The sequence below is a fragment of the Haloarcula sp. H-hyl2 genome, from assembly GCF_056934385.1.
On the sequence record NZ_JBRIIJ010000006.1, the window covers coordinates 65,154 to 88,788 of the forward strand.

The window sequence follows — 23,635 nt, forward strand, 5'->3', positions numbered from 1 at the left end:
GTGCCTCAGCCGTGGCCTGTCGCCGCTTTGTTTCAGACCCGGCTATACAGAAACGCAGAGTAGTGCATTGCCCGACCGAGACTCGACTGTCTCACAGAGACGCCGTATATGGTCTGTTCAGCGGGGCTACGCGGAAAATTTGTTTGCCATGATGGGTAGCGGTCCCGGAGACCGTGGAGAGAGACCTGACATGAGTTTCGATACCTACACCGTTCGACCAGATGGTACCGTTTGCACGGAAAAACGCGACACCGGCCTCGCCGACATCGACACCGACATGGGCGGGAAGGACGTCGCCGACCTCCTCGACGCGATGGGGGGCGACCAGTGACGCCGACCAGCGAGGTCGCCCCGGACGAGGAGGCGGCAGACGCAGGCGACGAGACAGTGCAGACGGACCTCACGCCGGAGGCCGACCGAGAGGACCTCTGTCGCGAGTGGTTCTTCGAGACGGAGTGCCAGACGCCCGTCGAGTACGCATCGCGGACCGACGACTATAGTGTGCCGGCACCAACGGCGGCCGTCACGGGCATCGACGACCTGGGCAACTGGAACGGCTTCGAGCACCGAGGCCACCGGTTCGTCGCCAGCGAGGTCATCAGCGGCGCTCGGGCGGCTCTCTCGACCGTCCATCGCGAAGCCGGCAATGGCAACTCGCCCAGCCATGTCCACCTGGGCCGGCTCGCGTCGGCGCTGTCGGACTACTTCGAAGAGCGGTTCGACGCCTGGTTCCACGAGTCCCCATCGACGGACTCCGACATCGAGACCGTCGCCGTCGACGCATCGACCGACATTTACGGCCCACTACTCTCGGTGGACGGCCACGACGACTGGGACACCAACCTGCCGGTGCCGTTCCACAACGAGGTCCACCGGCAGATCATCGCGATCGCCTGCACATACCTCCTCGCCGCAGCGAACCACCAGCGCAATGCCGACACGCAGTGCCGGAAGGCCAACGCCAGGAAGGCACTCAACGAGACGCTCGTGGACACCTGCGTCGGCGAACTTACCGAAGACGAAGCCCACGCCCTCGTCGAGCTCGCCTACGACGAAGGTACGGACGCAGCCTGACACGCGCCCCTTTTTGCGAGATCCGCAGCACAGGCACCTCACACCTCCCCCGGTTTCTTGCACGCCATCTCTCTCCGGAACACTGAGTAGTGCATTGCTTGACCACCGGTACGCCAGCCCGGTTTATCTTCCCTGATAGGTGACCTCAGCCCGGTGAGCCGGCGGAACCTGGAACGTGGACTGGTCCGCCAGCCGGACCACCGGCTGTGGCGGTGGAATGGACAGCCTGGACCGGACGAGCAGTGGTGCAGGTGAGGCAGACATTGTTGCTGACCACCAGAACCGGTAGTCATGGACACCGGAGACAGCCTGGAGAGCGACATCGGGAGTAGCCCGGTCGCTGTCCTGTCGGAGTTGTCGCGGTGGATTGGTCGGCCGTGCCGAACTGGAGCAGACATTGTTGCTGACTACCGAAACTGCGGTTTCAGCGGCCGTAGGGTGGAGCCTGCGGCGATTGGAGAGAGATTCACTATGTCCGAACACGAAATTCCGACCCTTGAGGAGTACTGCAACTCGAACAACACTGCGGACGATTCCCGTGCAACGCGGAGCCAGTCGAACAACGCCGAACGCGACGAGCCGGCCCCCGAGAAGAACGAGAACGCCGACTACGACCTCTCGGTCCTCGGGCGGGCGTTCAGCCTCGTCGTCCACGGCCGGGCGTGGCATCCCTCCTGGGGGCCCACGCTGGGCAACTACGAAAACGTCGTCCCGCGCACCGAGTCCACCGTCGAGACCTCGATGGGCAGTTCGGGTGACGACGGCCCCGACATGCGGAGCAGCGCGTCCCAGGAGAAGCAGGGCAACTTCCAGAACACGCCCGACGGCTGGGGCGTCGTCGTCGGCAAGGGCTGGAACAGGAGCATGTCGAAGGCCCAGAAGCTCGAAGTGCAGATGTCCCACAAGGGCCTGCCGTTCTCAGGCTCGTCGGCAGCGCGGCTTGAAGGGCGTGCAGGCGAGCAGCGCCTGCGCGAGCAGCGCCGAGCGCAGTACCCGGACCGCGAGCGCGTCGTCGAGGCGTTCCACGAGCAGCAGGGCGCAGACGACGACGCTGACACGGAGAGCGCCGACATGGACTCTCCCTACGCCGGGACCGAAGACGAGTGGCTCACCGAGGACATCGACCCGACGATGGCCGCCGAAATAACGTCCACGTTCGACGTCGAGCCCGAGCCAGAGCGCGAGCCCGAGGGCGCAGCGACCTCGCACGAAGCGTGGGAGCAGGCCCAGGAACACACCAAGGCGGCCGTGGCGCACCGCGCAGAGACCATCCGGCAGGGCCTTCGCGAGAACCCGGTGACGAACACGTGGCAGCCGGCGTTCGACACCTGGAACGAGAACGGAAACACGAGCGTCGAGGCACGCCAGGCACGAACCGATTCGAGGGACTACCGGCCAGTCCACGCCCGACACATGAAGCGCCGAACTCCCGATGGCACCTACGATCCGCGATGGGCACCGGACCAGCGCGAGACTGAAATGCGAACCATCGGCGGCAAGCGCGTCGAGGTGGCAACCACGCCGACCGTCCGAACGCGGAGCGAGCAGCTGGAGAACATCGCAGCGCGAGCCAAAGAACAGACGCTCTCGGCCAGCACGCTCGCAGACCTCGAACGGGACGTCATGAACCTGTACGACCGCAACGTCGAGTGCGCCGGTCGCGACGCCGAAGAGACGTTCTTCGCACCCGCCGAGGGCAGCGAGCATCCCGCGGACGAACACGTGAACGTCGACGTCGCGCCCGATGGCTCCATCGCGGCGAGCGGCGGCGCAGCGGCGCACACCGTGCCGTCGCTGCGAGCGCTCCGGAACGCGTTCGAGCGCGAACTGGCCGGGCGCGGCGAAGACCCGCTCCAGGCGTTCCAGCCGGCCCAGGCCCGCGCGTGGCATCCGACGACGTACGCGCTCGACGAGGTTGACCCCGAGTGGCCCGCCTGCTCGGTCCAGGTGCGCGTCGAACGAGCGTACAAGCCCAACCACGCGAGCCAGCAGCAGGTCCTGGACGTGACCGACGCCGCGCCAGAACTGAACAGTAGCGAGCAACTGGGCTCGGCGAAGCTGACCATCTGGAAGGCGTCCGAAGTCGACACGCTGCTCTCGGAAGGCGACATCGTCACGATTCGCAACGCCAAGCCGAGTAGCTACGCCGGCCGACTCACCCTCGCAGCGGCGTTCGACACCTCCTTCCACATCAACCACGCCAGCAACAACGCGCCGGTCACCCGGTCGGGCAACGACGCCATCACGAACTCCCCGACGGGGACTGCCCAGAAGCCCACGCGGGGCAAGGGCAAGTACGCCTTCCCGAGGGTCGAGGCCGACGACGACGTGCCCCGGCTGGCCCAGAAGCGCTACCGGCCGCCGGAGCGCACCTTCAAGCAGGGCCCGCCCGAGGAAGGCAAGAACACGCGCGTCGGCCGGCCGATGGCCGAGCAGAACTGCCCGATGGAGTGGGTCGTCCCCGTCCCCGAGTGGGCGAGCGTGCCCGGCGCAGAGGCGTTCATCGGCGAGGAATCCGACCAGCTGCCCGACGCAGAGGCCACCGTCGAGCAGTTCGAGGCAGTGCTTCAGCGGTTCGAGACCGAGCACACCGACTACGGGCCCAAGCTGGGCTCGCGGACCTTCGACTGGCCCGACCACGGGGCGGAGGTCGCCGTCATCGACGCGACCGAACTCGGCGCGGCCGACGAGGTGCTGGGCGTGGTCAGCGGGCATCTCCACGCCGAGCACGTCGAGATTCGCGTCTTCTCCGGGCTTACCAGCGACAACGAGTCGGTCGGCAAGGCGCGTGCCGTCTCCTGGGACACTCAGACCGACAACGCGGTCGAGGTGTCGGCAGCCATCGCGCACACCGCTGGGTGGCAGGCCCGGCTGGAGCGCGAGGTGCGCCGGCTGCGCGAGTCCCACTACGACGACGAGAAGGTCCCACCGAAGGTCCTCAGCGACGACTCGCCCATGCCGGATTCGGGCCCGGAGGTCCTGGCGTTCGAGGACGACGACGCGCGAAGCGCACAGCGCAACAAGCCGTCGCGAACGCTGTTCCAGAACGCGGCTGGCGAGTACGCCTGCCCGGTCGATGGCTGTGAGTTCACCCACGTGAACGTGGATTCGGTCGTCGCCCACATGGGTGGCAAGGCGCAAGCGTGCCCGGACCACGCGTTGGCAGACCTAAGCGCGGCGTCCGAGCAGGCCGACATCGAGCCGGCGGGCGCGTCGGGCGAGGCGACGGCGTTCGACCACGCCAGCAAGGACGACGACGCTGACACGGACGAGTCGGAAGCGGCAGTCGCGCCCGACGAGATTCAAAGCGACGGCAGCGTGGAAGTCCTCGACCTCTGAACGCGGTTCGACACCCGAAATTTGTCTGTTCTGATGGGTGCGAGGTCCGAAGGTAGCGATGAAACGTTGCATCGTGTCGATTTGCTGATGTAGGTCTCGCCTCGCTTGTATCCGCCCAAAGGGCGGCAAGAAAGACACGGATTCGAGCGATACGCCTCGGCTGAAAACGGTCGAAGCGGCACTCGAAGCATGTTCATGTTACTCCCCACAAGAGGGTGTCATAGAACTCTTCTCACACCGTGATGATCGTACTTCCTGGATTGTCTCCGCGTTCGTAGTTGGTGATAGCGATGACGAGGCGAAGGCATAGAGCGAGGAACACCTGCGCTCGTGCGTGGACGCGGCCTCGGGCGTGCGTTCGCCCGAGGCCGCAGTCCTTCACTGATTCGTTGGTTCGTTCGACTCCAGTACGGCGGTTGTACGTCTCATCCAACGTGGACTGCTTCAGCTGGACATCCTCGCTGTGTTGTTCGATGCGGTCTTCGACCCTGTACTCGATGTCTTTCGGGTCGTCGGTGTTTCGCGCGTTGTACGGAGCGACTGGCACGACCCCTGCGGCCAGCAGGTGGTCGTGCCAGTCGAGCGTGTCGTAGGCGCTGTCACCGACCATCCAGATCGGTGTGGCGACGGCGAGCGCGTCACGCGTGACGCGCATCGCCGTCTCCTCTGGCGCTTGCTTACTCTCGGTGAACTCGGCTGCAATCGGGATCTTTTGCCCGGTCGAGACGATCGTGCAACCGTAGCCGTAGTAGTACTCGTCGTCGGTTGGATCATAGCACTTCGAGGCGTCTTGATCGGCGGGCATCGCTCTCACGTCAGTTGAATCGATACAGTAGGTCAAGTCGAGCAGGCCGCGCCGGGCGGCCTGCTCGACGAGTCGGTCGAAGACCTCGTCGACAACATGTTCGAGGTCGGTGAGAAAGCGATCGACCGCGTCTCTTGACGGCGGTCGATCGAAGCCACAGCTCAGCCAAACGATTGTGTTCCGAAGCTCTCGTTCAACGGGACGGATCCCGTAGATATCGTGGTAGTAGCAATGGAGGAATCCACGCATCAACTCTGGTGGTTCGTGTTCTCGTGTTCGCCCCGTCTGCGCCGGGGCGAACACGTTGAACTCTTCGAGAAATCCGAAGGAAAGGTGCTCGAACAACGCTAATGTCTCGGTCTCCGCGACATTGAAGAACGTCTCTACCGAAGGATCATCTTGCAGGGTCGCTGAGGCCATACCATCTCAGCATTCACCCTGCTCTTTGGTGTGGTAATCGTTCTATGACACCCTCCCCCACAAACCAATGATAGAAGGCATCGATCGCGACGTATTCGTACGGATTCAGACCGACCTTCTGGTGGTCGGAGACAGCATCATGACCGACCGGCATCACGCCAGCAACGGCAATTATGAGGATGATGATCCCCAGAACCAGATTGGCGGTATCATCCCCGCCTTCCCGCTTTCGGGATGGCTTCGCCACGGGATGGAAAAGACAGTACAGGAGTACGACGGGACGGCCTGCCACCCCGGTGAGGCTAACGCGAACTTCAGAAAGGAGGGCGTCTACGAGCGTGATCTCGACGCCGGTTACCACGAGAAGGGCGCATGTACCGACGACCCAAAAGAAGACGAGGGTTGCATCATCTTCGACCTCTTCGGTGGTTTCGGTGGTATCCCCGGCAAGATAATGCGACGACCGATCAAGTTCAAACCTGTTCGCTCCAGCGTGGATTACACGCGGGGGCAAGCAGAGGGCCACTACCGCCGACTCAACCGGAACGTCGTCTCCCGCAACCGAGAGGACAATCGGGAACCATTGCGGAACGTGGAGATCGACGCTGTCGCCAACCTCGATGGGTGCTGGCATCTTTCCTTCAGGGAGTTGGAACCGGAGTTCCTTGGGCTGCTGCTCGAAGCGATCGAATTCCTTGAGAGAAACCAGACGGAATTCATTCATCAGCTGGGCGGTGCCCGTAATTTCGGCGCGGGGATTGTCGACTGCGAGCTTATCAACCCGCTCTATGTGGAGCGTGAACTGAAGCGTGTCTTCGATCGGGGAAAGGGCAATACGAACGCGATGGACGAGAAAGATGACCAGTGGGCCGAGGAGTACCGTCCCGCGTTCGTCGACGTCCTTGAGCAGAGGGTAACAAACCAATGACTGAATCAAGAGGCCAGGTTCTCATCAATTGCTACCGCCACGATGCGCACAAAATGAATGGCCATGCCCACAGGCACGCCCCCGAAACGTTCGCCGGAGTGCCCGTAAACCAGACGGTCCCTCACGGCGCAGACGGCGATGCGTCCGCCCTCAGCAGACCTAGCGGTCAGCCTGAGCAGACCGTCGAGAATCACGATACGTTCTATCGGCTGTCACTCATTGAGGGCGAGAGCCGATACGATTCAGAGGCGTTTACTCGCAACAGCGTCGAGAGTACCGTAAGAGAACTCCTGACCGAAGACGACCCAGAAGCCATGCATCGGTCGTGGCTTGAGAGCAATGTTGTCTCTGCGTTCACCGAGAGCGTCTATTACCCCTACACAAGTCTGAAATATCATACGCTGCTCGTAGCAGCACTCCTCGACAATTACTGCGATGGCCACGAGTTTGCCGATCTTCGGTTGGTTGTCGACGAGGCCGACGTGCTCGTGCCCCACCGGACGGTGTATGCTGGCGCGGAGTTTGCCCTGCGGATCGACGGCGACGATCGTGGTCAGCCGTCAGCCCGACTCGGGAGTCGTCCATGGCGGTCGTGGGCGGCGGCGTGGAGCCGGTTGAAGACACACCCCCTGGAGACGGGACACGACAGGTACGATATGGTACTCGATGCGAACCTTCGGCGAATCGGCGCGTGGTCCACCGCGCTCCAGTACCTCGAGGACTTCGAAACCTGGGTTAACAATTCACTGAAGACATCGAATTAAATGACAAGAATTCAGCAAGTGCACTGGGAGCTTGAGATGGATTACATCGGGCACCCCTACTACGTCTCGGGGAATGCCATCCTCCACGCACTCGGCCCGCACGTCCCACACAGTATCCACCAGGATCTACACGCCAGCCACGGGATGTTCGTCCCCGGCCAGTTCGGGAGATTTCCTGAAGAACATTCACAAAGCGGGATTCGTACGTATCTCGGAAGCGGACTCCCGGACGTTGAAAGCTACGATGATCTGTTCCTAATGCGGAATCCGGCCCATCGCTGGCTCCTCGACGCCCGTCCGCGAGACGCGCTGAACTCCCATGATATCCGCCCACAGAGCGGCCACCCTGCTCTGTCTCACGAGACAATCATGGGTAAACCGGCGAGCGCGCGCAAGCAACAGCAGACCACAAAGTGGTACATAACCGCCTATCTGCACGCCGATGACCCCGATAGGCTCCCGCTGAGCCAGGACATGCTTGATGACCTGCAGTTCGGCGGGAAGCGAAACTACGGGTACGGAATCACGCGACTGAAGGACACGCAGGTTGTTGACCTCAAGGACTTAGACTACTCCCGGCTCAGGAAGGGCAGCACCTTCGTTGTGGAAGTGACGACGCCGTTCGTGTTGGAGTCGGAGTATCCCGAGGCTGCCGACCAGGATGTTCCGTGGTGGTGGAAGGAGGGCCGTCGGGATCTCCGTGAGCGAGAGGAGAAGATTGTAGAGCAACGAGAGGTCTTTGAGCTCCAGACCGTTGACCACGGACAGGTCGTGAAGTACGAGGGCGACCGGCCAATCAAGACCGCGAAGAGCGGTATCCTCCGGGTTGGCAGTCACTCAAAGTACGGCTTCGGTGAGCTGCGAGTAAAACCGGTCGAATACTGATCAGTCAAGTGTGCGAAGTCAAAGAAGACCGGCGGACCAACAGAGTGAGAACGCTGGACATTCACAAGGGCATCGGCAGCAATCCATCAAATAGTACAATATAATAAAGAAATAATATTAATAATAAAAACTATGGCGGGCAGTACAACGAGGGTGCTCGAGAGTTCCTTGCAGACGCCGCCCGTCCGGATCACGTTTTGACTCGCTGTTCACCATCTTTTGCCACCGATAGCTATATTTTGGGATAGATTTTTCTTTTTCTCAATATAATACAGTGTGTCACTGAAAACGGATTCACATGGGCGACTATACCTGCCGTCAGAACTGCGGAAAAAGTACGGCGAGAATTTTCATGTAGTGGAATATGAAGAACGTCTCGAACTCATCACCATTGACGAAAATCCGCTTGAGGCCATCCGTGAAGCAGCTGGCGACGCATTCGAGGGGCAGTCAGCAGAACAACTCAGCAACGAAGCGCGAGAGCAGGCGAACGAAGATGCTGATGGGGAGTTGACACGCGGCAAAGGCACAGCGGAGGACAACACCGGATGACGACATACGTCGAGACAGATATTCTCCCGGCCCTGGACACAAATTCTGACGCCACAACCCTACCAAACGGCCTGTTTCCACCGCTGGTCTAGATTTTGACAGCGGTTACCACTTTCACCGTGGGGCGGATGTCTTTATATCCCCCTCGATAATATGTCCACAGCTCGATGTAATGAGTTCACCACTATCTCCGTCGTCTTCGGAGGCGACATGGTCATCGAAGACGGTCCATATCCACGACCCGTCGCGCCTCCTCGAACTGAGTGGGCGGGCGCGTCAACCGACCGACCTCATCATCGCACCGGAGCGGCTCCACCAGCGCAACATCAAACGGGCACTCGCCGCCCGTGATAGGCCCCGATCAGCCCTGGCCCTGACCACACCCGACCAGGTAGCGTCGACACTCTTGGACACCCACGCCGAGAGTACGCCGGCCACACTTGACCGCCTGGATCGGCTCCAGTTGCTGCGAGAGATTCTGACCGATCGCCCGGCGGCGATAGCACCGTTGGAAACCGTCTACGGGGCACCCCTCGTCGAGAATACGGAAGAGATCGAAGCGGCACGGCGGGAACTGCGACTGGTCGCCGGCCACCGATCCAGCGACAACCGAGCCCTCGATCACCTGTGTGATGTCCTGCCTGCACATGCAGCGGCGGACCTACGGGATATCCGGGCTGGCACTGGGGCGCTCACCCGGTGTCTGGAGCGCCGTACCGAGGCCCACATCGATGCGGCCACGCGACTGGCGGCGGCCGCCGACGCGGTCACGCAAACCGACGGGGCCTGCTGGCGAGAGGTGTACCCTGCTGTTGAGCGGGTCCACCTGGCCGGCGTGAGTATGGTCGGCGCGCCGCTGCTGTCGTTCCTCACGACACTCACAGCGGCGGCCGGGGTCGACTCGCACCTCCATCTCCGGGCCGGCAGCGGCCCACGGATCGCACGCCGTCTCGACGCACGGCTGGGCGGCCGGACGACCACCAATCCCGTGGCATCGCCGTCGCCGACGGTCGCCGACGCCACCAGCGCCGACGTTCTGGAGGTGGTCACCCGGACCCGCCACGACGAAGCCCGGACGGTCGCCGCACTCATCAACAGCCTGTTGCAGGCCGGCGTCCCGCCGACCGATATCGCGGTCGTTGCGCGTGACGTTACTCCCTACGAACAGCCGCTCAGGCGGGCGTTGGCCACATATGGCCGCCAGCCCTCAGTCTGGACACAGCTTTCACTCACGCAGACACAGCCGTTCCAACTCGTCCACGCCGTGATTGCCATGTTGGCGGCCATCGCCGCAGAGACGACCGACGGCGATGGTGACACCGACGGCGATGGTGACGTCGCGGCAGTCACCGTCGCCCGGCCACTGCGTCTCCAGTGGATCTCCCCTGAGAGTGAGTCGGCGGGTCCGCCGCCGACGACCGACCCCGTCTGGCAGCAGGTCGATCCCGAGACGACGGCGTCGCTCGCTGCATGGCAGCGACGGATCGCCAGCATGGACACGGCCGAGTCGGCACGCAGGCGAGCGATGGGGTGGCTGAACTGGTGTCGTGCGCAACCGACGGCGCCGACACCCGCGGATGTGACTGACGTCCTCGAACCCACGATCGCGGCCTTCGACGAGGTGGTGTTCCAACCACGCGTCGAGACCGGGGCGACAGAGCACATGGCTACCGCACGGACCGCCCGCGCACTCGAGCGGGTTGCCGGCGGGAGCGGTGACGACCACCTCCTGCGGGAGACGCGTGCGAAATACGCCGACTGGCTCGAGCGCGACCATGTCGATCGCTCGTGGGCGGCTGTTGAACGCGTCCTGACGGGTCTGGCCGAGACACGACCGGGTCGGCGTGAGCATGCCAACGCCGAACGGATCGACGTGCTTGCGGGGACGGACATGTGGCTCCGCTCGTATCCGTTCGTGATCGCGATGGGGCTGGTCGATAGCGGCTGGCCACAGCGGCCCGCTGGCGCCCTGCCGGCGCCCGTACGCCGTGCGATCGCCGCCGGCGACTCCCCAGCGGCGCGGCAGGTGGCTGTGCGAGAGTCCTGGACCGAAGCCCGCGGGTACGACCACTTCATCGATACCGTCTCGGCGGCGACACGGTGTCTGGTCCTGACACGCTTTACCGAAGACGTCGAAGGGATCCAGTACCAGCCATCGCCGTTCCTCGAGGGGTGGACACCCACCAGACTGGACCGCACACAGGTTCGCGCATTGCGGGATCCCACGGCGGCGATGCCCGATCCACTCCAGCAGCACTGTCGTACACACGCACCCGACTCGACCGATTCGACCGATACCCACTACCCCGAAGACCGATGACGACACAGATCCCACAACTGCACGGCGCACAGGCGGCGATCAGAGACCGGTTCATCAACGCATCGTCGGGATTGTTCGTGCTGGAGTGTACGGCCGGGTTCGGCAAGTCGACGACCGTCGAGCAGGTCGGCGCCGAGTGTCTGGCCCGCCTAGACGCGACGGGACCCGGGGTCGGGGACGGCGTCTGTGTGGCCTCGTTCTCTCAGGAAGATGCAGCGACACTGAAACCGGGGATGCACGACGTGATCGATGCGTTTGCCGACGACACACAGCGGACGCGGATGAACATCGCCGACCAGACGGCCGAGCGATTGCATCGTCGGCTCCGCCAGACCGACTACATCGGCACCGTCGACAGTATCCTGCGGGGGATCTTCGCCGATATCGCGAGCGAACTGGGATTTTCAGAAATGCCGACGGTCGGGAACGACGTCCTTCTGCGGTCGCTGCGAGCGGACTGTCTGGCAGAGCTGCGAGCCGACGAGAATTACGTGGCGGCCTTCGAGCGATTGGACGCCGCCTATCCCGACACCGACGACCACACACAGGGTGTCGACGCGTTGCTCGAAGCCGCCCGTCGGGAGAAACGTGATCGACGGCTCTCAGATGCGGAGTTTCGCGAGCGCCTCCACGAGACGATCGACGACGTCTATCCCGACGGCCCGCCCGACAGCCTCGACGATATCGTCCGGGACATCAGGCGCCACTACGACGACCAGACGGCCGCAGCGTATGCACCAGACTCTCCCGACGAGGCCGTCGTCGCCGCCGACCAGCGCTGTTATGCGGCGTGGCGGGACTGTGTCGATGCGTTTGCCGACCTCGTCAGCGCCTACGAGGCGGCATACGACGGGCTGTCACGGGACCGGAACGTCGTCGCCCACCGCGATGTCGCCTACTGGGTCGCGTCGTTTTTCGACGGTGCCGGCGAGGCGGCGCCCGCAGCCGACTTCCGCGAGCGTGTTCGCGTCCGCCATAGCGCACACCTCCAGACGCTCATCATCGACGAAGCACAGGACCTCTCGGTGGTCCAGCACGACGCACTGGCGGCGGTGGTGCCCGACGATGCGCGGGTCTTGCTGGCCGGCGATACCAACCAGTGCATCTATGCCTGGCGGAACGCCCGTCCAGAGCTGTTCGCTCGTGCGTTCACCGACGGCGAGTATTTCGGCCGGTCCTGGGCCACCCACGTCACCCGCGACGCTGCCAAGACCTATCGGATGCGTCCGGATATCACCGCGGCTGTCGACCACGTCTTTACCGATGTGTTCGATGATCCGGAACGGGGTGGTGGAACACGAAGCGGGACCGGCTACTCACTGGTCGAGCCCGACCGTTCCGCTGGGGCCAGACCAGCTGTGCACGTGCTGGGCTACAGAGGGAGTGGCATGCCCGGCTCGCGCAGATGGGTCGAAGACGCCGAAGCGGTGCCGCTGGCGGCCTATATCGAGGGTATCCTTGCCGGCGAGACCTGCCACTGCGACGACGGCTCGCCGGAGACCGTCACGGTCCTCTGGCGGTCCCGCTCGCAAATGGAACCGCTTGCGACCGAACTGCGCTCGCGAGGCTTGCGGGTGGCGAATGCGAGTGAGTATCTGTTCGCCGTCGGCGTCGTCGAGTTGGCGTGTGCCGTCGTCGAGTGGCTGGTCAACCCGAATGCACCGGCTCGCACCGAGCAGTTACTCGAGACACTCGACTCGATGGCCGATGGGCTTGTGGAGGGGACTACCGCCGACACCGACGTCGCCGCCAGATACCGGGACGACCTCGCGGCGCTGGCCGATGCGGACCTTTCCCCGGCTGTGGCGAGGGTGGTAGCGGGGTTGCAGACCCTCCAAGACCGTCGCCAGCACCAGACACGACAGCCCGGCGCCGAGTTACTCGCCGATGTGATCGATACGCTGGCGCTATCGACGGACCCGTTCGACCAGGTCACCGATGACCAGCGGGCACTCACCGCCCTGGATGCGCTCTGTGAGCACGTCCGGCAGTGGGAAGGGGCCGACCAGTATTCTGTTCGGGAGCTCGCGACGATCCTCGGCGAGTACGTCGACACCCCCAAGGATGGGCCGACAGTCCCTGCGGCCGGGACCGACGCCTACGACGTCGTGTTCCGGACGATTCACAACATGAAGGGCGACGAAGCCGATGCGGTCGTCCTCGCAAACCTGGGCGGCGACATCGGGTTCCGCGGACCCCACCAGGACCGGTTTCTCACCGACGGTGGGACGCTCGGATTGGCCCCACCCACGACGGAGTCCTGGACGCCCGTCACCTCGTCCGGCGGCGACCATCCAGGTGGGAACTCGAGCGATGGCAACCCGTTGCGATGGGCGACCAACGAATGGGTTACGGACGGGGACCACGATCGCATCGCTGGAGCGCCGTCACTGAGCGCTGCGGCGATGGCCCACCGCGCCGGTCGGTGGCGCCTGTTGTACGTCGCGATGTCCCGGGCTCGTGACCATCTCGTCTGTTCGCTCTATCGCAGCGATGCGCGGGAATCACCCCGTGATAGCTGGGCCGCTACCCTGCAGTCGGCGCTCGGATTCGACGGCGACCTTGGAACCGACCAATACAAGCTCTCTGTGGCGCGGCCGACTAGGCATCGAGACATAGCCGTCGGGGTCAACGAAGCCAGTTTCGGGACGAACTATACCGGAACGACTGAGCCGCCGGTGCTGCGCGCGACACGACAGCCGGCCCCAAACGAGACCCAGCGCACGCCGCGGTTCTTCAGCGGGAGCACGTTCTACCCGCTTGCGACGGCACTCGATGACCACTGGCCCGCGTTCATCCGCGGCCAGGATCTGCGGCTCGACGAGTCGGCGTCTACGAGTGCGTTCGACCTGCCGACCGAGACAGTCGATGCCGGAACGATCGGGACGATCGTCCACGGGGTTATCACGAGTGCCGTCGACGCGGGGATCTCGGCCGACGAGCTACTCCGATGGTCGGACCGATTGGACTCGCAGGTTGCCACACAACTGGACAGGCATGCAAGCCATGCCACCACCCAGGTCCGCACGGCGATTCGTGCGTTTATCAAAGAGACGATCGCACCGCAGGTCGCCACGACGGAGACGTGGGCGCGTTTCCAGCGTGCCCAGGAACTCTACACCGAAGAGCCACTGGATACGCTCCTCGACGTCGACGGCCTCACAATCGAGAGCCACAACCATGCCGACATCGTCTCGTTTGCTCCGGACGGCACCTGGTATGTCGACGACCTGAAGGTGCTGTTCGCGGCCCCAAGCGATGGGGTCCGAACCCGCTACGAACTCCAGACCGCATATTACGCGTGGGTACTCCAGCGGCAACTGCCCGGCGAGACAGTCGTTCCAGTCCTTACCACACTAGGGGCTGTGCAGGCATCGACCACTGTCACAGAGATGTCACATTCGGTCCCGAAGCGGATTCCACAGCTCCGCGGGTGGTAGTGACCGCTACTGTTCGTGTGGATGACACTAGCCTGGAGAATAGTTGCTGAGATACAACACTCAGGAACAGCCAGATGTATGTGTCTAGACAACAATTCGACGGATATGCCCGACCGACCTGGCCCGGACCCACTCGTTTCCGACGAGGAGCTTCTCAGATCGATGCATATGGCCTACAAACCGGCACTTGGCACGACAGAGATCGCCGAGATGGCCGGTATCAGCCAACAGGCAGTGACCAACCGCTTGAACCGACTCGAAGCCGACCAACTGGTCGAGTCCGATAAGATCGGTAACGCCAGAGCCTGGTGGCTCACTGATCGCGGGCGTCGTCGACTCGATCCCACGACTCCCGACGACACTGAGCAGTAGCGCAGCGATCGTTTTCAGCCGATTCGTACATCTGTGATATTGTAGCAAGACAATAGTTTTATACATGTTGAAGCTCAATAGTTGATATCGGAATCCACCGGTAGCTGAGACGATACTATACGCACACAGCGTGTCGTCTCCCCACCGAGCAGTGTGAAATGCAACAACATTCGGAAAATGATAGGTGACAGACTTCATATACAACAGAGGGTTGCTCACAACATAGTGCCACGCCGTTCGCGGTACGACCATCGTGCAGCGTTCTCGGGAAGAACACACGCGACAGACCGACACTGGAACACGAACTTCCGCCATCGGTCCAGCAGAATACCTTCAGTAACGAACAGGCCCTCAATCCGGGCGCGACTGACCGGGAGACACGCCGTGATCGACGGATGAGTTGTACTGTCGACGAGCGCGATCGCGTCCACCAGGCCGCACGGGCGGTGCGTGAATGTGATTCGACGCTCGACGTCGACGTCCTCGAACCATCGGAGAGTCAGTACGAACGCTGGACGTTGGATGTCATCTTGCGAGACGATGAAGGCGTGCCGCCGACGATACTTCAGGAGCTTGTGTCTGCTGAATTGACGCTACGCCCAACACCCCCGCAAAGCGAGTACCAGACTGTCGTCGCGACGGCATGAGCAATCCAACAGGGTCGTCAGACCGATGGTGTCTCAGGTGTGCCCGACGAAGTCGACGTCATCGACGAGTCGTGTACCTGCCCCGACTGGCAGCAGCGTTCACCCGAAGGCGGCTGCAAGCACCTGCCTCGCGTCGATCACGAGATCAAACGAGGCCCTGTTCCCCGACCAGACGGCCGGCTCCCACGACCCCAGAGTATATTACCATCTTCTCTGTCGGAATCACTCTTCTGATACTGGGTAGTGTGGCGGCACACTAGGCTTTTCACGGCCGGCCACATATCGGGAAGTATGAGCAGCGACAGAATTGACGCCGAAAGCAAGGTGTCTGGAAACCAAGCAAATATTCCTGCTCGGATTCGGCGGGAACTCAATATCGACGATGGTGATCAGCTCCGTTGGCATCTCGAAGACGATGGGAGTATTCGGGTCCACGTGATCCAACAGCAAACGGGCACGTTCGCCGATTTTGACGGCTACGCTGGTGAGGAGTCGACCGATGTCACGAGCGATCATGACGCCTGGGGCGTCGATGTCGAGTAAATGCCTCGTGCACTCATCGATACGACAGTCCTCTTTGCCGCCGCATACCGGCGAGATGGATCCCACGATACCGCGCTTCCCGTGCTCCAGGGCATCGACAATGGAGCGCTCCCGGAGGCAGTCGTCCTCGACTACGTGCTCGCGGAAACGCTCAACGGTCTCACGACCCACGCCGGCCACGACGCAGCCGTCGATCTCCTTGATCGCATCGAAGAAAACGCCCGCTTCCACATTGACTCACTCACCACCGACGCCCTCGCGACAGGGAAGGCCCTCTTTCGCCAACACGAACCGCTCTCCTTCGTCGACGCCTGCATTATCGCGTATATGCAAACCGAGGGGCTCGGCTACCTGTATGCGTTTGACGACGATTTTGACGCTGTCGAGGACGTCTATCGGCTCGAGACAGCAACGAATCCCTACGATCCGAACTGACGCTGGCAGACGACACGGCTGGTGACCATGATCGGTCTCAGGATAGTCGCATCTTGTAGTCAGCCGCCAACTCCTGGAACTCGTCCCATTCCGGGAGCCGGTCGTCATCGACCTCGCCGTGCATCTCGAGGTAGCGCAGCAAGGCGTCGATCTCGGCTTCGAGGCCATACGTCGCCGCCTGCTCTCGGAGATCTTCCTCGTCGACATCGACGTGGTTGAGCAGGAGGAGACAGTACGAGCGGTGACGGCTGCCGTCGTCGATCAAGAGGGTGTGACAGCAGAGCTCCGCCGGCGAGACTGCGTCGAGCTCCTCGGAGTAGACGTAGTAGCGGTGGCCGGTGAGTGGGAACTGGAGGTCGAAGGCGGCGAATCGAGCGAGGCCGGTTTCGTGGAACGCCTCCGCGTCGATCTCCGCTTCGGCCTGGGCGAGAAATTCGTCGTAGTCCTCCCAGAGAATCGTGCCCTTCGGGGCAACGGATTCGAGGCGCTGGCGATGCAGATGGCGTACGAGTTCACGGGCGAACTCGTGGAGGCGGTCAAAGTCGGCGTTGAACTCGTAGTGGCCGTCGACCGTCCCGACGAAACCCCGGTCGCGAAACCGCTTGAGGACGCGGTTGACCGTGTTGCGGTAGTTTTCGCTCCGGTCGGCGATCTCAGAGACGGTTCGCGGCTGGTCGAGGTAGTACAGCACCTCGAGTGCCTTGCCGGTCAGCAGCTCGGAGAACTCGCTGTGGGAATGCTGGCGAACGAGGTCCTGGTAGAGTTCGACGGCACGAGCATCCGATGGGACGACTCGTTTTCGGCGGCCGTCGCGTTCCGTGTAGACGAGCCCCTTTTCGACGAGGTCGGCGACGGCACGAGAGAGGTAACTCTCGCTGTGGTCGAGCTTCGCCGCGAGCTCGGAGATCGTGTCGCCGCGGTCGACCGTAGCGAGGACCTCGAGTTCGATGCGCCGAAGCACGGTGTAACATAGTACGAAACTTGCATATAAAGAAGTTTCGAGTAGTGTTACAGTCAGCAGGCACGAGAGTCGTCTCCATCGTCTTAACCAACAAAACTATGGATTCGTGGGCCGTGTTGGTTAACACGAGACGCTCTTATGTAGAATTGCGGAAAGCCCCGATAACGAGACAATCAACGATTGACTCGGCGGATTCACCCGCTAGGTTGAGTGACCGAACGATACCGAAGGTGTGAGCGGCCTGCTCCAAGCCCTGCTTGGACAGGCCGCGAAACTTCCGCAACCATGGCTGGACGAGCGAAAACAGGCACTCAGCCTGGTTAATATGGACGCCCTCAGGCGAAACATATCGCTCTTTGTGGACGACCGTTCGGTGGTCAAAGTCCATCTGCTTGGAGTCCGTCGGTCCAGACCTCTCCCAGCGGCTGGGAGAGGTCTTCAGCCTCCTGAATCACCGGTTCAAGATCGCCGCTGAAGTCGATGCCGAGCTGGCCACGGATCACGCGAAGCGAGTCGCGGCACGCCGCGACGAGCGTCAGCTGATCACCGTGGCGACCTCGCCAGATTCGTCGACTTGCGTCGGTCCATCGATTGTCTGATCGAGTAGCTTCCAGACGACGGGGAAGCCGCGATGGATCGCGACTTCCACCTCCCGAATCGCCGTGTGAACGGTTTTGTAGGCCCGACTGAGCAACGGCGCGATCTGGTTGATACTGAGCAACGTATCGGCGTACAGCGTGAACGCGAGAAGCACCTCTCCAGCGGTGAGGTGCTTCTCGTGGAACGGCGTTCCGTAGGTGAAAACCGGCTTGAAATTGCAGTCACGGCACCAGATTCGGTCGATACTCTCCCACGTCACGATGCTCTGGTGACCGCACCGTGGACAAGACGTGTTCTCCCAAAATTCCTTGAGTCGCCGCTCCATGCGGGCATCGAGCGGCTCCGTATCAACCTCGACGACGCCCAGCTCAATCAGCTGTCGAAACATCCCACCGAACGCTGGCTGAGCAGAAGCCATATCACCACATTAGCGTCGGCTCAGTGTAACAATACGGTCTTTCCGCAGCTTTGCATAAGAGCGACAGACGTTCTCGACCACCCAGGTTCAGAGGTAGAGGACCCTCAACTCCAATATCAGGTAATCACCCAGACGAATCCTTGGACGGTAATCGCTTACTATCCACTCAACCAATGGAGTGGCTTCCTACAGCCGCATTCGAGAGATTTCGTCGTGATAGATGAGAATCGAGAGCCCTATCCAGAAGACAAGTACGGTCAAGAGAAAATCAAAGAATACAGAGATGACTGAGATTCGAGCGACATTTTCTGTTTCTAATCATCCTATTCGTTTCGTCTCGAATAGGATATAAATGATCGGCGCGTGGTTGACATCCCGGCGGGCGGGGGATATCCCGTGCGGTTGCGGTTGAGCGAACATCCCGCGCGGCCAAGCGAGTGCCGGATGCCGAAAGCCCGGAATGGCGCTCGGGCGGTGCTGAGAGAGCGCCACATGCCCGCGAACGGAGGAGCAACAGAGAGTCGCCAGCGTCGGCGGCAGGGCGACGATGCCGCCAAGGCTGACTCCGGTCAGCCGCCGGCGGATCGGCGGCCTGCCGTCGTAAGCAAGACTCTCCGCCGCGACGTGCTCGTTCCGGCGAGGGAGCGCAGGCCAAGCGGGTTCCTCGTTCAGAACCGTGCGCGAGAAACGCGCGCGCCGTCTCCGCTGTGCTCTGCTGTTGCGGTCGGGTGGGACTGAAAGGGGCACGCCGCTGGCGCTTGCTGTGGTCGGGTCAGCGACCCCTATCGCGCGCGGTTTGCGCGATATGTCGCTGAGCGACCGCCAGCGGCGTGGGGCTTTCAAGGAGTGCTGGCCCGACTCCCTCGTCGACGTCGTCCTGGAGGACCTGACCACTGCAGTAGTCCCGACAGTCCCACCAGCACCAGGAGTGAGAGCTGTCCCGTCCCCAGCAGTCGTCCCGACAGACCCAGCAGTGCCACGAGCGTTCCTCGTGCCAGCAGTCCCGGTCCCGCCTGGATCACACTCTCCGTCGTTCCCGATCATCCCTACACCGGCCTCGATCATCCTACCGCCGCCGGCGACAGACAGACAGCCGCCCAGCGGCGGCTGCGCGGCCAGCAGGCCACACCCAGCCAGCCGCCTTCCCAGCCCGGCCCGTCAGTCCCACGCCGACACACGCCCTTCTCTCGGCCTCTGTACTCGGCTGCCAGCCCCACGGCGGTTCCTATTCGGCCAGCCTCTTCCACCTCCTCGCTGCGAGACAGAGTGTGCTTGGTGAGCGCTGCTGCAACCGTCGTATCAAGCCCCAGTCGTACTCCTATGGCGCTGCGGCCGCTGTATCGCCTGATTCGGGATCAAACGGGAGATTGATGACGAGTTCGTCGAACCAGACGACCGGGCGCTTGCTCTGTCCGTCTTCCTCGAAGAAGATGATTCCTAGCTGCGCAAGTCGACTAAGTTCCTCGTGTACATTCTTTACGTCCCGATCCACAACTCGCGCAGTCTCATTGATGCTGGATGGCTCTTCCCGGCGAATAGCCTCAATGAGCTCGAGGACACGCGGTGTCAGCGTCTCCATGAGGTCGTCGTAGCTGGTGAACGACAGCGTCGGCGTTGCGTCCACTGAATCACCGTGTTCCAGCGACTCGACGTCCTCGGTAACGTCGTCGTGGAACTCGTCGGACGAGTTGACTGTCACGACGAGCGTCGACGCAGCCCGAAGCTGTTCGCGTTCCATCGGATGCAGCGGTGGCGTTGATTCGTTCATGGGTATCACGGGGTAATGGCCTCACTTGACCTCGATTTCGGATTTCGGAATTTCGCTCCAGAATCGGTCCCAGAGTTCGACCATTCCTGGGAATTCGATTATCTCTGGTTCTGTCTCGGGTGCGACGTGGAGTTCGTGGCCTTTTGTGTCCTCGTGCGAGTTGTCGTACCGACGAATCGTACCGTCCTCAAGCGTACGGGGCGGATCTGGCTCTGTTGCACCGTAATGGAGCTTGTAGGCCCACCCAGACGGGTACGCATCACGGTCAGTCCGCATGCAGAACACCCGGACGACAGTCCCGTCAGGGTACTTCTGCCCCTTGCTTATGCCATCGAGGTCATCATCGGTCAGCGAGCCCATCCTCAACCATTGGTTTATAGGCCAATGGAATAACTCTATTGGTCTCCATACCAATAGTGGCGCCAGACCCGATACGACACCAGCTGCTCTACTGCCAGCGGCGTGGGGCTTTCAAGATGTGCTGGGCCGACTCCCGCGTCACTGTCGTCCTGGAGGTCATGGCTCCTGTAGTAGTCCCAGCAGTCCCACCAGCATCAGGAGTGAGGATCGTCCCATCCACAGGAGTCCCGGCAGACCCAGCAGTGCCACGAGAGTCCCTCGTACTACCAGATCCGATCCCGTCGAGACCACCCCAGCCGAGACACCCACCCGCCCCTACACCGACCACACCCACCCAACCGGCGCCAGCGACAGACAGACAGCCGCCCAGCGGCGGCTGCGCAGCCAGCAGGCGACACCCAGCCATCGGCCCCATCCAGCCCCGCCTGTCAGTCCCACGCCGACACACGCTCTGCTCTCGGCCTCCCAGCCAGCTCGCCAGCCCCACGCCGGTTTCCATCGGAGAGCCGGGCCGCTTCACCCGGCCGTCTGCCCCACCCTGAGAGCGACCGACTGTCAACGCCAATATAGTCGTCTGATACGCGTGATCTTCAGAAAGAATCCCTTCGATAGTCAGCAGTAGTTTCGACATCGTCGTACATCCGGTCAAGCATATCGAGCGCCGGCTGGAACGTCGCGTAGTGATCCCGCGCGAACGAAAGCGTCTCATCAAGCGAGATGACTGGGCGACCGTCGACGGAGTCGGCCTCGACTGTCTCACGAGCTTCCAAGACGTACTGAATCGGTCCGGCGATCTCCTCTGGTAGTTGACGCTCCTGTCCGACTGGGATTCCGAATCGATCGAAGAACCGTTCCCACTCCTCGAGATCAGACTCATCGACGGCGATGAACAGCGGATAGTCCGCAGGTTCGCGGGCGACCTGATATCCCCCGCGCGTCCAGACGTAGACGGCATCAATCGAGGTGTATGCGAAGTCCAGACCAGCGAAGTGCGGGAGGATGTACGCCTCGGGAATCGACGGTGGGGACACCGCTGCCGATGCCGCCAAGAACGAGAGTGCCGCCTCACGGACAGCTGGGAAGACAACGGAAAGCCCCTGGTCATATTCCACGTAGCCCCCCTCTTCGAGTGAATTGACGACACGGCGAATCGTCTCCCGGTTCTCATCAATTTTACGAGCGACTCCCGAGATCGAGTCACCGGACTCGATTGCCAGGAGTGTCTTGAGCGCTTTTTCATTGCAGGGCTCGAACATCACTTTCCCTATAGTTGCACATATTTGTGCAACAATAAAATATTTTACTATTGGGGAGTACTGAGACAACCTCTGGGACGCTCCGGAAAGCGAATGCTCCAGCTCACGATATCGAAACCTCCCCCGAGAACGGACCAGCGGGCCTAGACGACCCGCTGGTGGCCCGCCGCGCAGGTGACGACGGGTTCGGTTCATGGATCGCGAGCGCGCGGGTCGAGCGTCCCGACCGTGGCGATTTCGCTGTCGACGATTTCGGCGTTGCACCCCTCGCGTGGGCAGGTGTCCTCTGGCATAGTCCCTCACCCGCCGGGGATGCAGAAAGCCACGCCAGGCGGGCGATTCTAGGAGCCTGGTTGGGATCTCTGCATAAAAACGACTGCCACAAAGCGTATTCCGAGACTCTCCAGTGGTACGATCTGGGCGGCGGTCCCTGGACGCCAGTGCGATGGGGTACCGTCCGATTGGGGCCCGCCCCCCATCTGGCAGCAGGCTACACCGCACGCTCAGGGGACTCTGTGTCATAAATTGTTAGAGGCACATAGCCGGACCTCGCCAGCCTGGCACTCTCTCGTTGCTATTATCACCGTGCTCACCAATCCCAGCGTAATGGACACTGATCGTGGTGTCTCACCAGTCATTGGAAACGTTTTGATGGTCGCGATAGCTGTGGTCCTCGTCGCGACAATCAGCGGGGCGCTTGTCGTGCTCACGTACGATTCGATCGACACGAACGAGAAACCCATTCCAGTTGGGAGTGAACTCACCAGAAATGGCGGCTTCGAAGACGGCTACGATGGTGCCTGGGAGGACGGATTCAATACCGATCTGACTGCCAGTAGTGACACGATTACCACCCAAGAGCCCTACAGCGGTTCGTACGCGCTCAAAATCGACGGTACACCCGGCTTCGTGGGACAAAATATCACGTCCAGTATCCAGTCCGGAACGCCGTATCGAATGTGTGCTCGATCGAAGGTAACCGACCCCGACGGGTCCGTCTATATCGGGATTCAGTATTACGATGTTCCGGATCCGTCAGGAGTCACGCCGATCGAAAAAGCGACCTACCAGGTGGACTGGACTGAATACCGTGATCGGTGTGTCATCTCCGATTTCGACGACGATCAACCAGTCAAATCGGCAGAAGTGTGGGTCTATTACGGCTCGGGGCCAGGCACAGCATACGTTGACGACGTGTCTCTGAAGCGGGTGCGATACCTGGCCGATCCCGATCAGGATACCGACGATACCCGCACCTGATCAGCATCAGTCTTGAGTCGGGCAAAGGCGTCAGCTACCCCAGCTGCCCCAAGATCTTGGCCAGGCGTCCCTCGTTGCTGGCGTCGGCCTGGACCTGCTCGCGATCAGGGACCTCGATGTCGATCTCACAGGGACAGATCAGGGGCTGTCCGCCGCAGGCGGGACACTCCTCGTAGTCACAGAGATGATGATGGGTCTCGCCTTGCTCGACGCCACAGGCGGGACAGGAGCGGTTGTTCCAGGTCTCGGGGTCGGTCGTCGCGACGAAGTACTCGAGTTCTTGGCGGACGTCGGCTTTCGAGAGACGGCCCCGGCCTCCGGAGAGGACCTCCGTTTCGAGTGTGGTGACCTGCTCCTCGTAGGTTCGGAACTGTGCTTCCTCGCCCCACGGGATCGGATCGTAGCTCGCTCCGCCGATCTGGTAGCGCTTGCCGACGCACGCCGTCGACGACGATGGGTACGGACGCTCGCAGTCCGGACAGACCATC

Annotated in this window: 20 protein-coding genes and 2 pseudogenes; 15 read left to right on the forward strand and 7 right to left on the reverse strand. The window is 62.0% G+C overall.

The genetic code is table 11. The annotated features are described in order from the left end of the window. Positions 1-190: 190 nt before the first annotated feature. The 3 genes from Hhyl2_RS21140 to Hhyl2_RS21150 all read left to right on the forward strand — a co-directional run bounded on the left by Hhyl2_RS21140 (position 191) and on the right by Hhyl2_RS21150 (position 4,413). Positions 191-331 (forward strand): hypothetical protein, encoded by a 141-nt coding sequence (locus tag Hhyl2_RS21140; protein ID WP_483552766.1) that lies wholly within the window; start codon positions 191-193, stop codon positions 329-331. Next, entirely contained in the window at positions 328-1,074 is a 747-nt protein-coding gene (locus tag Hhyl2_RS21145; protein WP_483552767.1) for a hypothetical protein, read from the forward strand. Before Hhyl2_RS21140 ends, Hhyl2_RS21145 begins: the two co-directional genes overlap by 4 nt. A 471-nt stretch (positions 1,075-1,545) precedes the next feature. After that, positions 1,546-4,413, forward strand: coding sequence for a single stranded DNA-binding domain-containing protein (locus tag Hhyl2_RS21150; protein WP_483552768.1), 2,868 nt, complete (start codon positions 1,546-1,548; stop codon positions 4,411-4,413). 232 nt (positions 4,414-4,645) lie between these two features. Here Hhyl2_RS21150 and Hhyl2_RS21155 read toward each other — a convergent pair whose 3' ends face one another. Continuing rightward, a complete protein-coding gene (locus Hhyl2_RS21155) occupies positions 4,646-5,638 on the reverse strand; it encodes a transposase (RefSeq protein WP_483552769.1) in 993 nt (330 codons plus the stop codon). Between the two features lie 67 nt (positions 5,639-5,705). Here Hhyl2_RS21155 and Hhyl2_RS21160 point away from each other — a divergent pair, with 67 nt between their 5' ends. The 11 genes and pseudogenes from Hhyl2_RS21160 to Hhyl2_RS21210 all read left to right on the forward strand — a co-directional run bounded on the left by Hhyl2_RS21160 (position 5,706) and on the right by Hhyl2_RS21210 (position 16,524). Continuing rightward, positions 5,706-6,566 (forward strand): hypothetical protein, encoded by an 861-nt coding sequence (locus tag Hhyl2_RS21160; protein ID WP_483552770.1) that lies wholly within the window; start codon positions 5,706-5,708, stop codon positions 6,564-6,566. After that, positions 6,563-7,330: a DUF8168 family protein gene (locus Hhyl2_RS21165; RefSeq protein WP_483552771.1), complete on the forward strand. Its 768-nt coding sequence runs from the start codon at positions 6,563-6,565 to the stop codon at positions 7,328-7,330. The genes Hhyl2_RS21160 and Hhyl2_RS21165 overlap by 4 nt, the downstream gene beginning before the upstream one ends. Further along, complete coding sequence (locus Hhyl2_RS21170; protein WP_483552772.1) at positions 7,331-8,215, forward strand: hypothetical protein; 885 nt, start codon at positions 7,331-7,333, stop codon at positions 8,213-8,215. A gap of 276 nt (positions 8,216-8,491) precedes the next feature. Then, entirely contained in the window at positions 8,492-8,767 is a 276-nt protein-coding gene (locus Hhyl2_RS21175; RefSeq protein ID WP_483552773.1) for an AbrB/MazE/SpoVT family DNA-binding domain-containing protein, read from the forward strand. Positions 8,768-8,939: 172 nt separating this feature from the next. Beyond that, positions 8,940-11,087 (forward strand): hypothetical protein, encoded by a 2,148-nt coding sequence (locus Hhyl2_RS21180; RefSeq protein ID WP_483552774.1) that lies wholly within the window; start codon positions 8,940-8,942, stop codon positions 11,085-11,087. Next, on the forward strand, positions 11,084-14,527 hold the full coding sequence (locus tag Hhyl2_RS21185) for a UvrD-helicase domain-containing protein (RefSeq protein WP_483552775.1): 3,444 nt from the start codon (positions 11,084-11,086) through the stop codon (positions 14,525-14,527). The genes Hhyl2_RS21180 and Hhyl2_RS21185 overlap by 4 nt, the downstream gene beginning before the upstream one ends. Positions 14,528-14,632: 105 nt before the next feature. After that, positions 14,633-14,899 carry a MarR family transcriptional regulator gene (locus Hhyl2_RS21190; RefSeq protein ID WP_483552776.1) on the forward strand — a complete coding sequence of 89 codons (267 nt, stop codon included), beginning with the start codon at positions 14,633-14,635 and terminating at the stop codon, positions 14,897-14,899. Between the two features lie 395 nt (positions 14,900-15,294). After that, positions 15,295-15,546, forward strand: coding sequence for a hypothetical protein (locus Hhyl2_RS21195; RefSeq protein ID WP_483552777.1), 252 nt, complete (start codon positions 15,295-15,297; stop codon positions 15,544-15,546). Between the two features lie 33 nt (positions 15,547-15,579). Beyond that, positions 15,580-15,780: pseudogene (locus tag Hhyl2_RS21200) on the forward strand (hypothetical protein); the annotation flags it as partial. 57 nt (positions 15,781-15,837) lie between these two features. Next, a complete protein-coding gene (locus Hhyl2_RS21205; RefSeq protein WP_483552778.1) occupies positions 15,838-16,089 on the forward strand; it encodes an AbrB/MazE/SpoVT family DNA-binding domain-containing protein in 252 nt (83 codons plus the stop codon). Continuing rightward, complete coding sequence (locus Hhyl2_RS21210) at positions 16,090-16,524, forward strand: PIN domain-containing protein (protein ID WP_483552779.1); 435 nt, start codon at positions 16,090-16,092, stop codon at positions 16,522-16,524. Between the two features lie 37 nt (positions 16,525-16,561). Here Hhyl2_RS21210 and Hhyl2_RS21215 read toward each other — a convergent pair whose 3' ends face one another. From Hhyl2_RS21215 to Hhyl2_RS21235, 5 genes and pseudogenes are all read right to left on the reverse strand, one after another. Continuing rightward, positions 16,562-17,485 (reverse strand): helix-turn-helix transcriptional regulator, encoded by a 924-nt coding sequence (locus Hhyl2_RS21215; protein WP_483552780.1) that lies wholly within the window; start codon positions 17,483-17,485, stop codon positions 16,562-16,564. Between the two features lie 136 nt (positions 17,486-17,621). Next, positions 17,622-18,503, reverse strand: a pseudogene (locus Hhyl2_RS21220) (IS1595 family transposase). A gap of 1,318 nt (positions 18,504-19,821) precedes the next feature. After that, positions 19,822-20,271: an HVO_A0114 family putative DNA-binding protein gene (locus Hhyl2_RS21225; protein WP_483552781.1), complete on the reverse strand. Its 450-nt coding sequence runs from the start codon at positions 20,269-20,271 to the stop codon at positions 19,822-19,824. Between the two features lie 21 nt (positions 20,272-20,292). Beyond that, complete coding sequence (locus Hhyl2_RS21230; RefSeq protein WP_483552782.1) at positions 20,293-20,631, reverse strand: toxin-antitoxin system TumE family protein; 339 nt, start codon at positions 20,629-20,631, stop codon at positions 20,293-20,295. A 590-nt stretch (positions 20,632-21,221) separates the two neighbouring features. Then, complete coding sequence (locus tag Hhyl2_RS21235; protein WP_483552783.1) at positions 21,222-21,887, reverse strand: RNA polymerase subunit sigma-70; 666 nt, start codon at positions 21,885-21,887, stop codon at positions 21,222-21,224. A gap of 606 nt (positions 21,888-22,493) precedes the next feature. Here Hhyl2_RS21235 and Hhyl2_RS21240 point away from each other — a divergent pair. After that, positions 22,494-23,147, forward strand: a complete 654-nt coding sequence (locus Hhyl2_RS21240) for a type IV pilin domain-containing protein (protein ID WP_483552784.1) — start codon at positions 22,494-22,496, stop codon at positions 23,145-23,147. Positions 23,148-23,181: 34 nt separating this feature from the next. Here Hhyl2_RS21240 and Hhyl2_RS21245 read toward each other — a convergent pair whose 3' ends face one another. Further along, on the reverse strand, positions 23,182-23,634 hold the full coding sequence (locus Hhyl2_RS21245; RefSeq protein WP_483552785.1) for a hypothetical protein: 453 nt from the start codon (positions 23,632-23,634) through the stop codon (positions 23,182-23,184). Between the last annotated feature and the right edge of the window lies 1 nt (position 23,635).

What these genes read in the sequence shown, in the direction of transcription:
- Hhyl2_RS21140 (WP_483552766.1), top strand. Translation starts at nt 191, where the DNA reads ATGAGTTTCGATACCTACACCGTTCGACCAGATGGTACCGTTTGCACG.
- Hhyl2_RS21150 (WP_483552768.1), top strand. Translation starts at nt 1,546, where the DNA reads ATGTCCGAACACGAAATTCCGACCCTTGAGGAGTACTGCAACTCGAAC.
- Hhyl2_RS21155 (WP_483552769.1), bottom strand. Translation starts at nt 5,638, where the DNA reads ATGGCCTCAGCGACCCTGCAAGATGATCCTTCGGTAGAGACGTTCTTC.
- Hhyl2_RS21160 (WP_483552770.1), top strand. Translation starts at nt 5,706, where the DNA reads ATGATAGAAGGCATCGATCGCGACGTATTCGTACGGATTCAGACCGAC.
- Hhyl2_RS21165 (WP_483552771.1), top strand. Translation starts at nt 6,563, where the DNA reads ATGACTGAATCAAGAGGCCAGGTTCTCATCAATTGCTACCGCCACGAT.
- Hhyl2_RS21170 (WP_483552772.1), top strand. Translation starts at nt 7,331, where the DNA reads ATGACAAGAATTCAGCAAGTGCACTGGGAGCTTGAGATGGATTACATC.
- Hhyl2_RS21180 (WP_483552774.1), top strand. Translation starts at nt 8,940, where the DNA reads ATGAGTTCACCACTATCTCCGTCGTCTTCGGAGGCGACATGGTCATCG.
- Hhyl2_RS21185 (WP_483552775.1), top strand. Translation starts at nt 11,084, where the DNA reads ATGACGACACAGATCCCACAACTGCACGGCGCACAGGCGGCGATCAGA.
- Hhyl2_RS21190 (WP_483552776.1), top strand. Translation starts at nt 14,633, where the DNA reads ATGCCCGACCGACCTGGCCCGGACCCACTCGTTTCCGACGAGGAGCTT.
- Hhyl2_RS21195 (WP_483552777.1), top strand. Translation starts at nt 15,295, where the DNA reads ATGAGTTGTACTGTCGACGAGCGCGATCGCGTCCACCAGGCCGCACGG.
- Hhyl2_RS21205 (WP_483552778.1), top strand. Translation starts at nt 15,838, where the DNA reads ATGAGCAGCGACAGAATTGACGCCGAAAGCAAGGTGTCTGGAAACCAA.
- Hhyl2_RS21210 (WP_483552779.1), top strand. Translation starts at nt 16,090, where the DNA reads ATGCCTCGTGCACTCATCGATACGACAGTCCTCTTTGCCGCCGCATAC.
- Hhyl2_RS21225 (WP_483552781.1), bottom strand. Translation starts at nt 20,271, where the DNA reads ATGAACGAATCAACGCCACCGCTGCATCCGATGGAACGCGAACAGCTT.
- Hhyl2_RS21230 (WP_483552782.1), bottom strand. Translation starts at nt 20,631, where the DNA reads ATGGGCTCGCTGACCGATGATGACCTCGATGGCATAAGCAAGGGGCAG.
- Hhyl2_RS21235 (WP_483552783.1), bottom strand. Translation starts at nt 21,887, where the DNA reads ATGTTCGAGCCCTGCAATGAAAAAGCGCTCAAGACACTCCTGGCAATC.
- Hhyl2_RS21240 (WP_483552784.1), top strand. Translation starts at nt 22,494, where the DNA reads ATGGACACTGATCGTGGTGTCTCACCAGTCATTGGAAACGTTTTGATG.
- Hhyl2_RS21245 (WP_483552785.1), bottom strand. Translation starts at nt 23,634, where the DNA reads ATGGTCTGTCCGGACTGCGAGCGTCCGTACCCATCGTCGTCGACGGCG.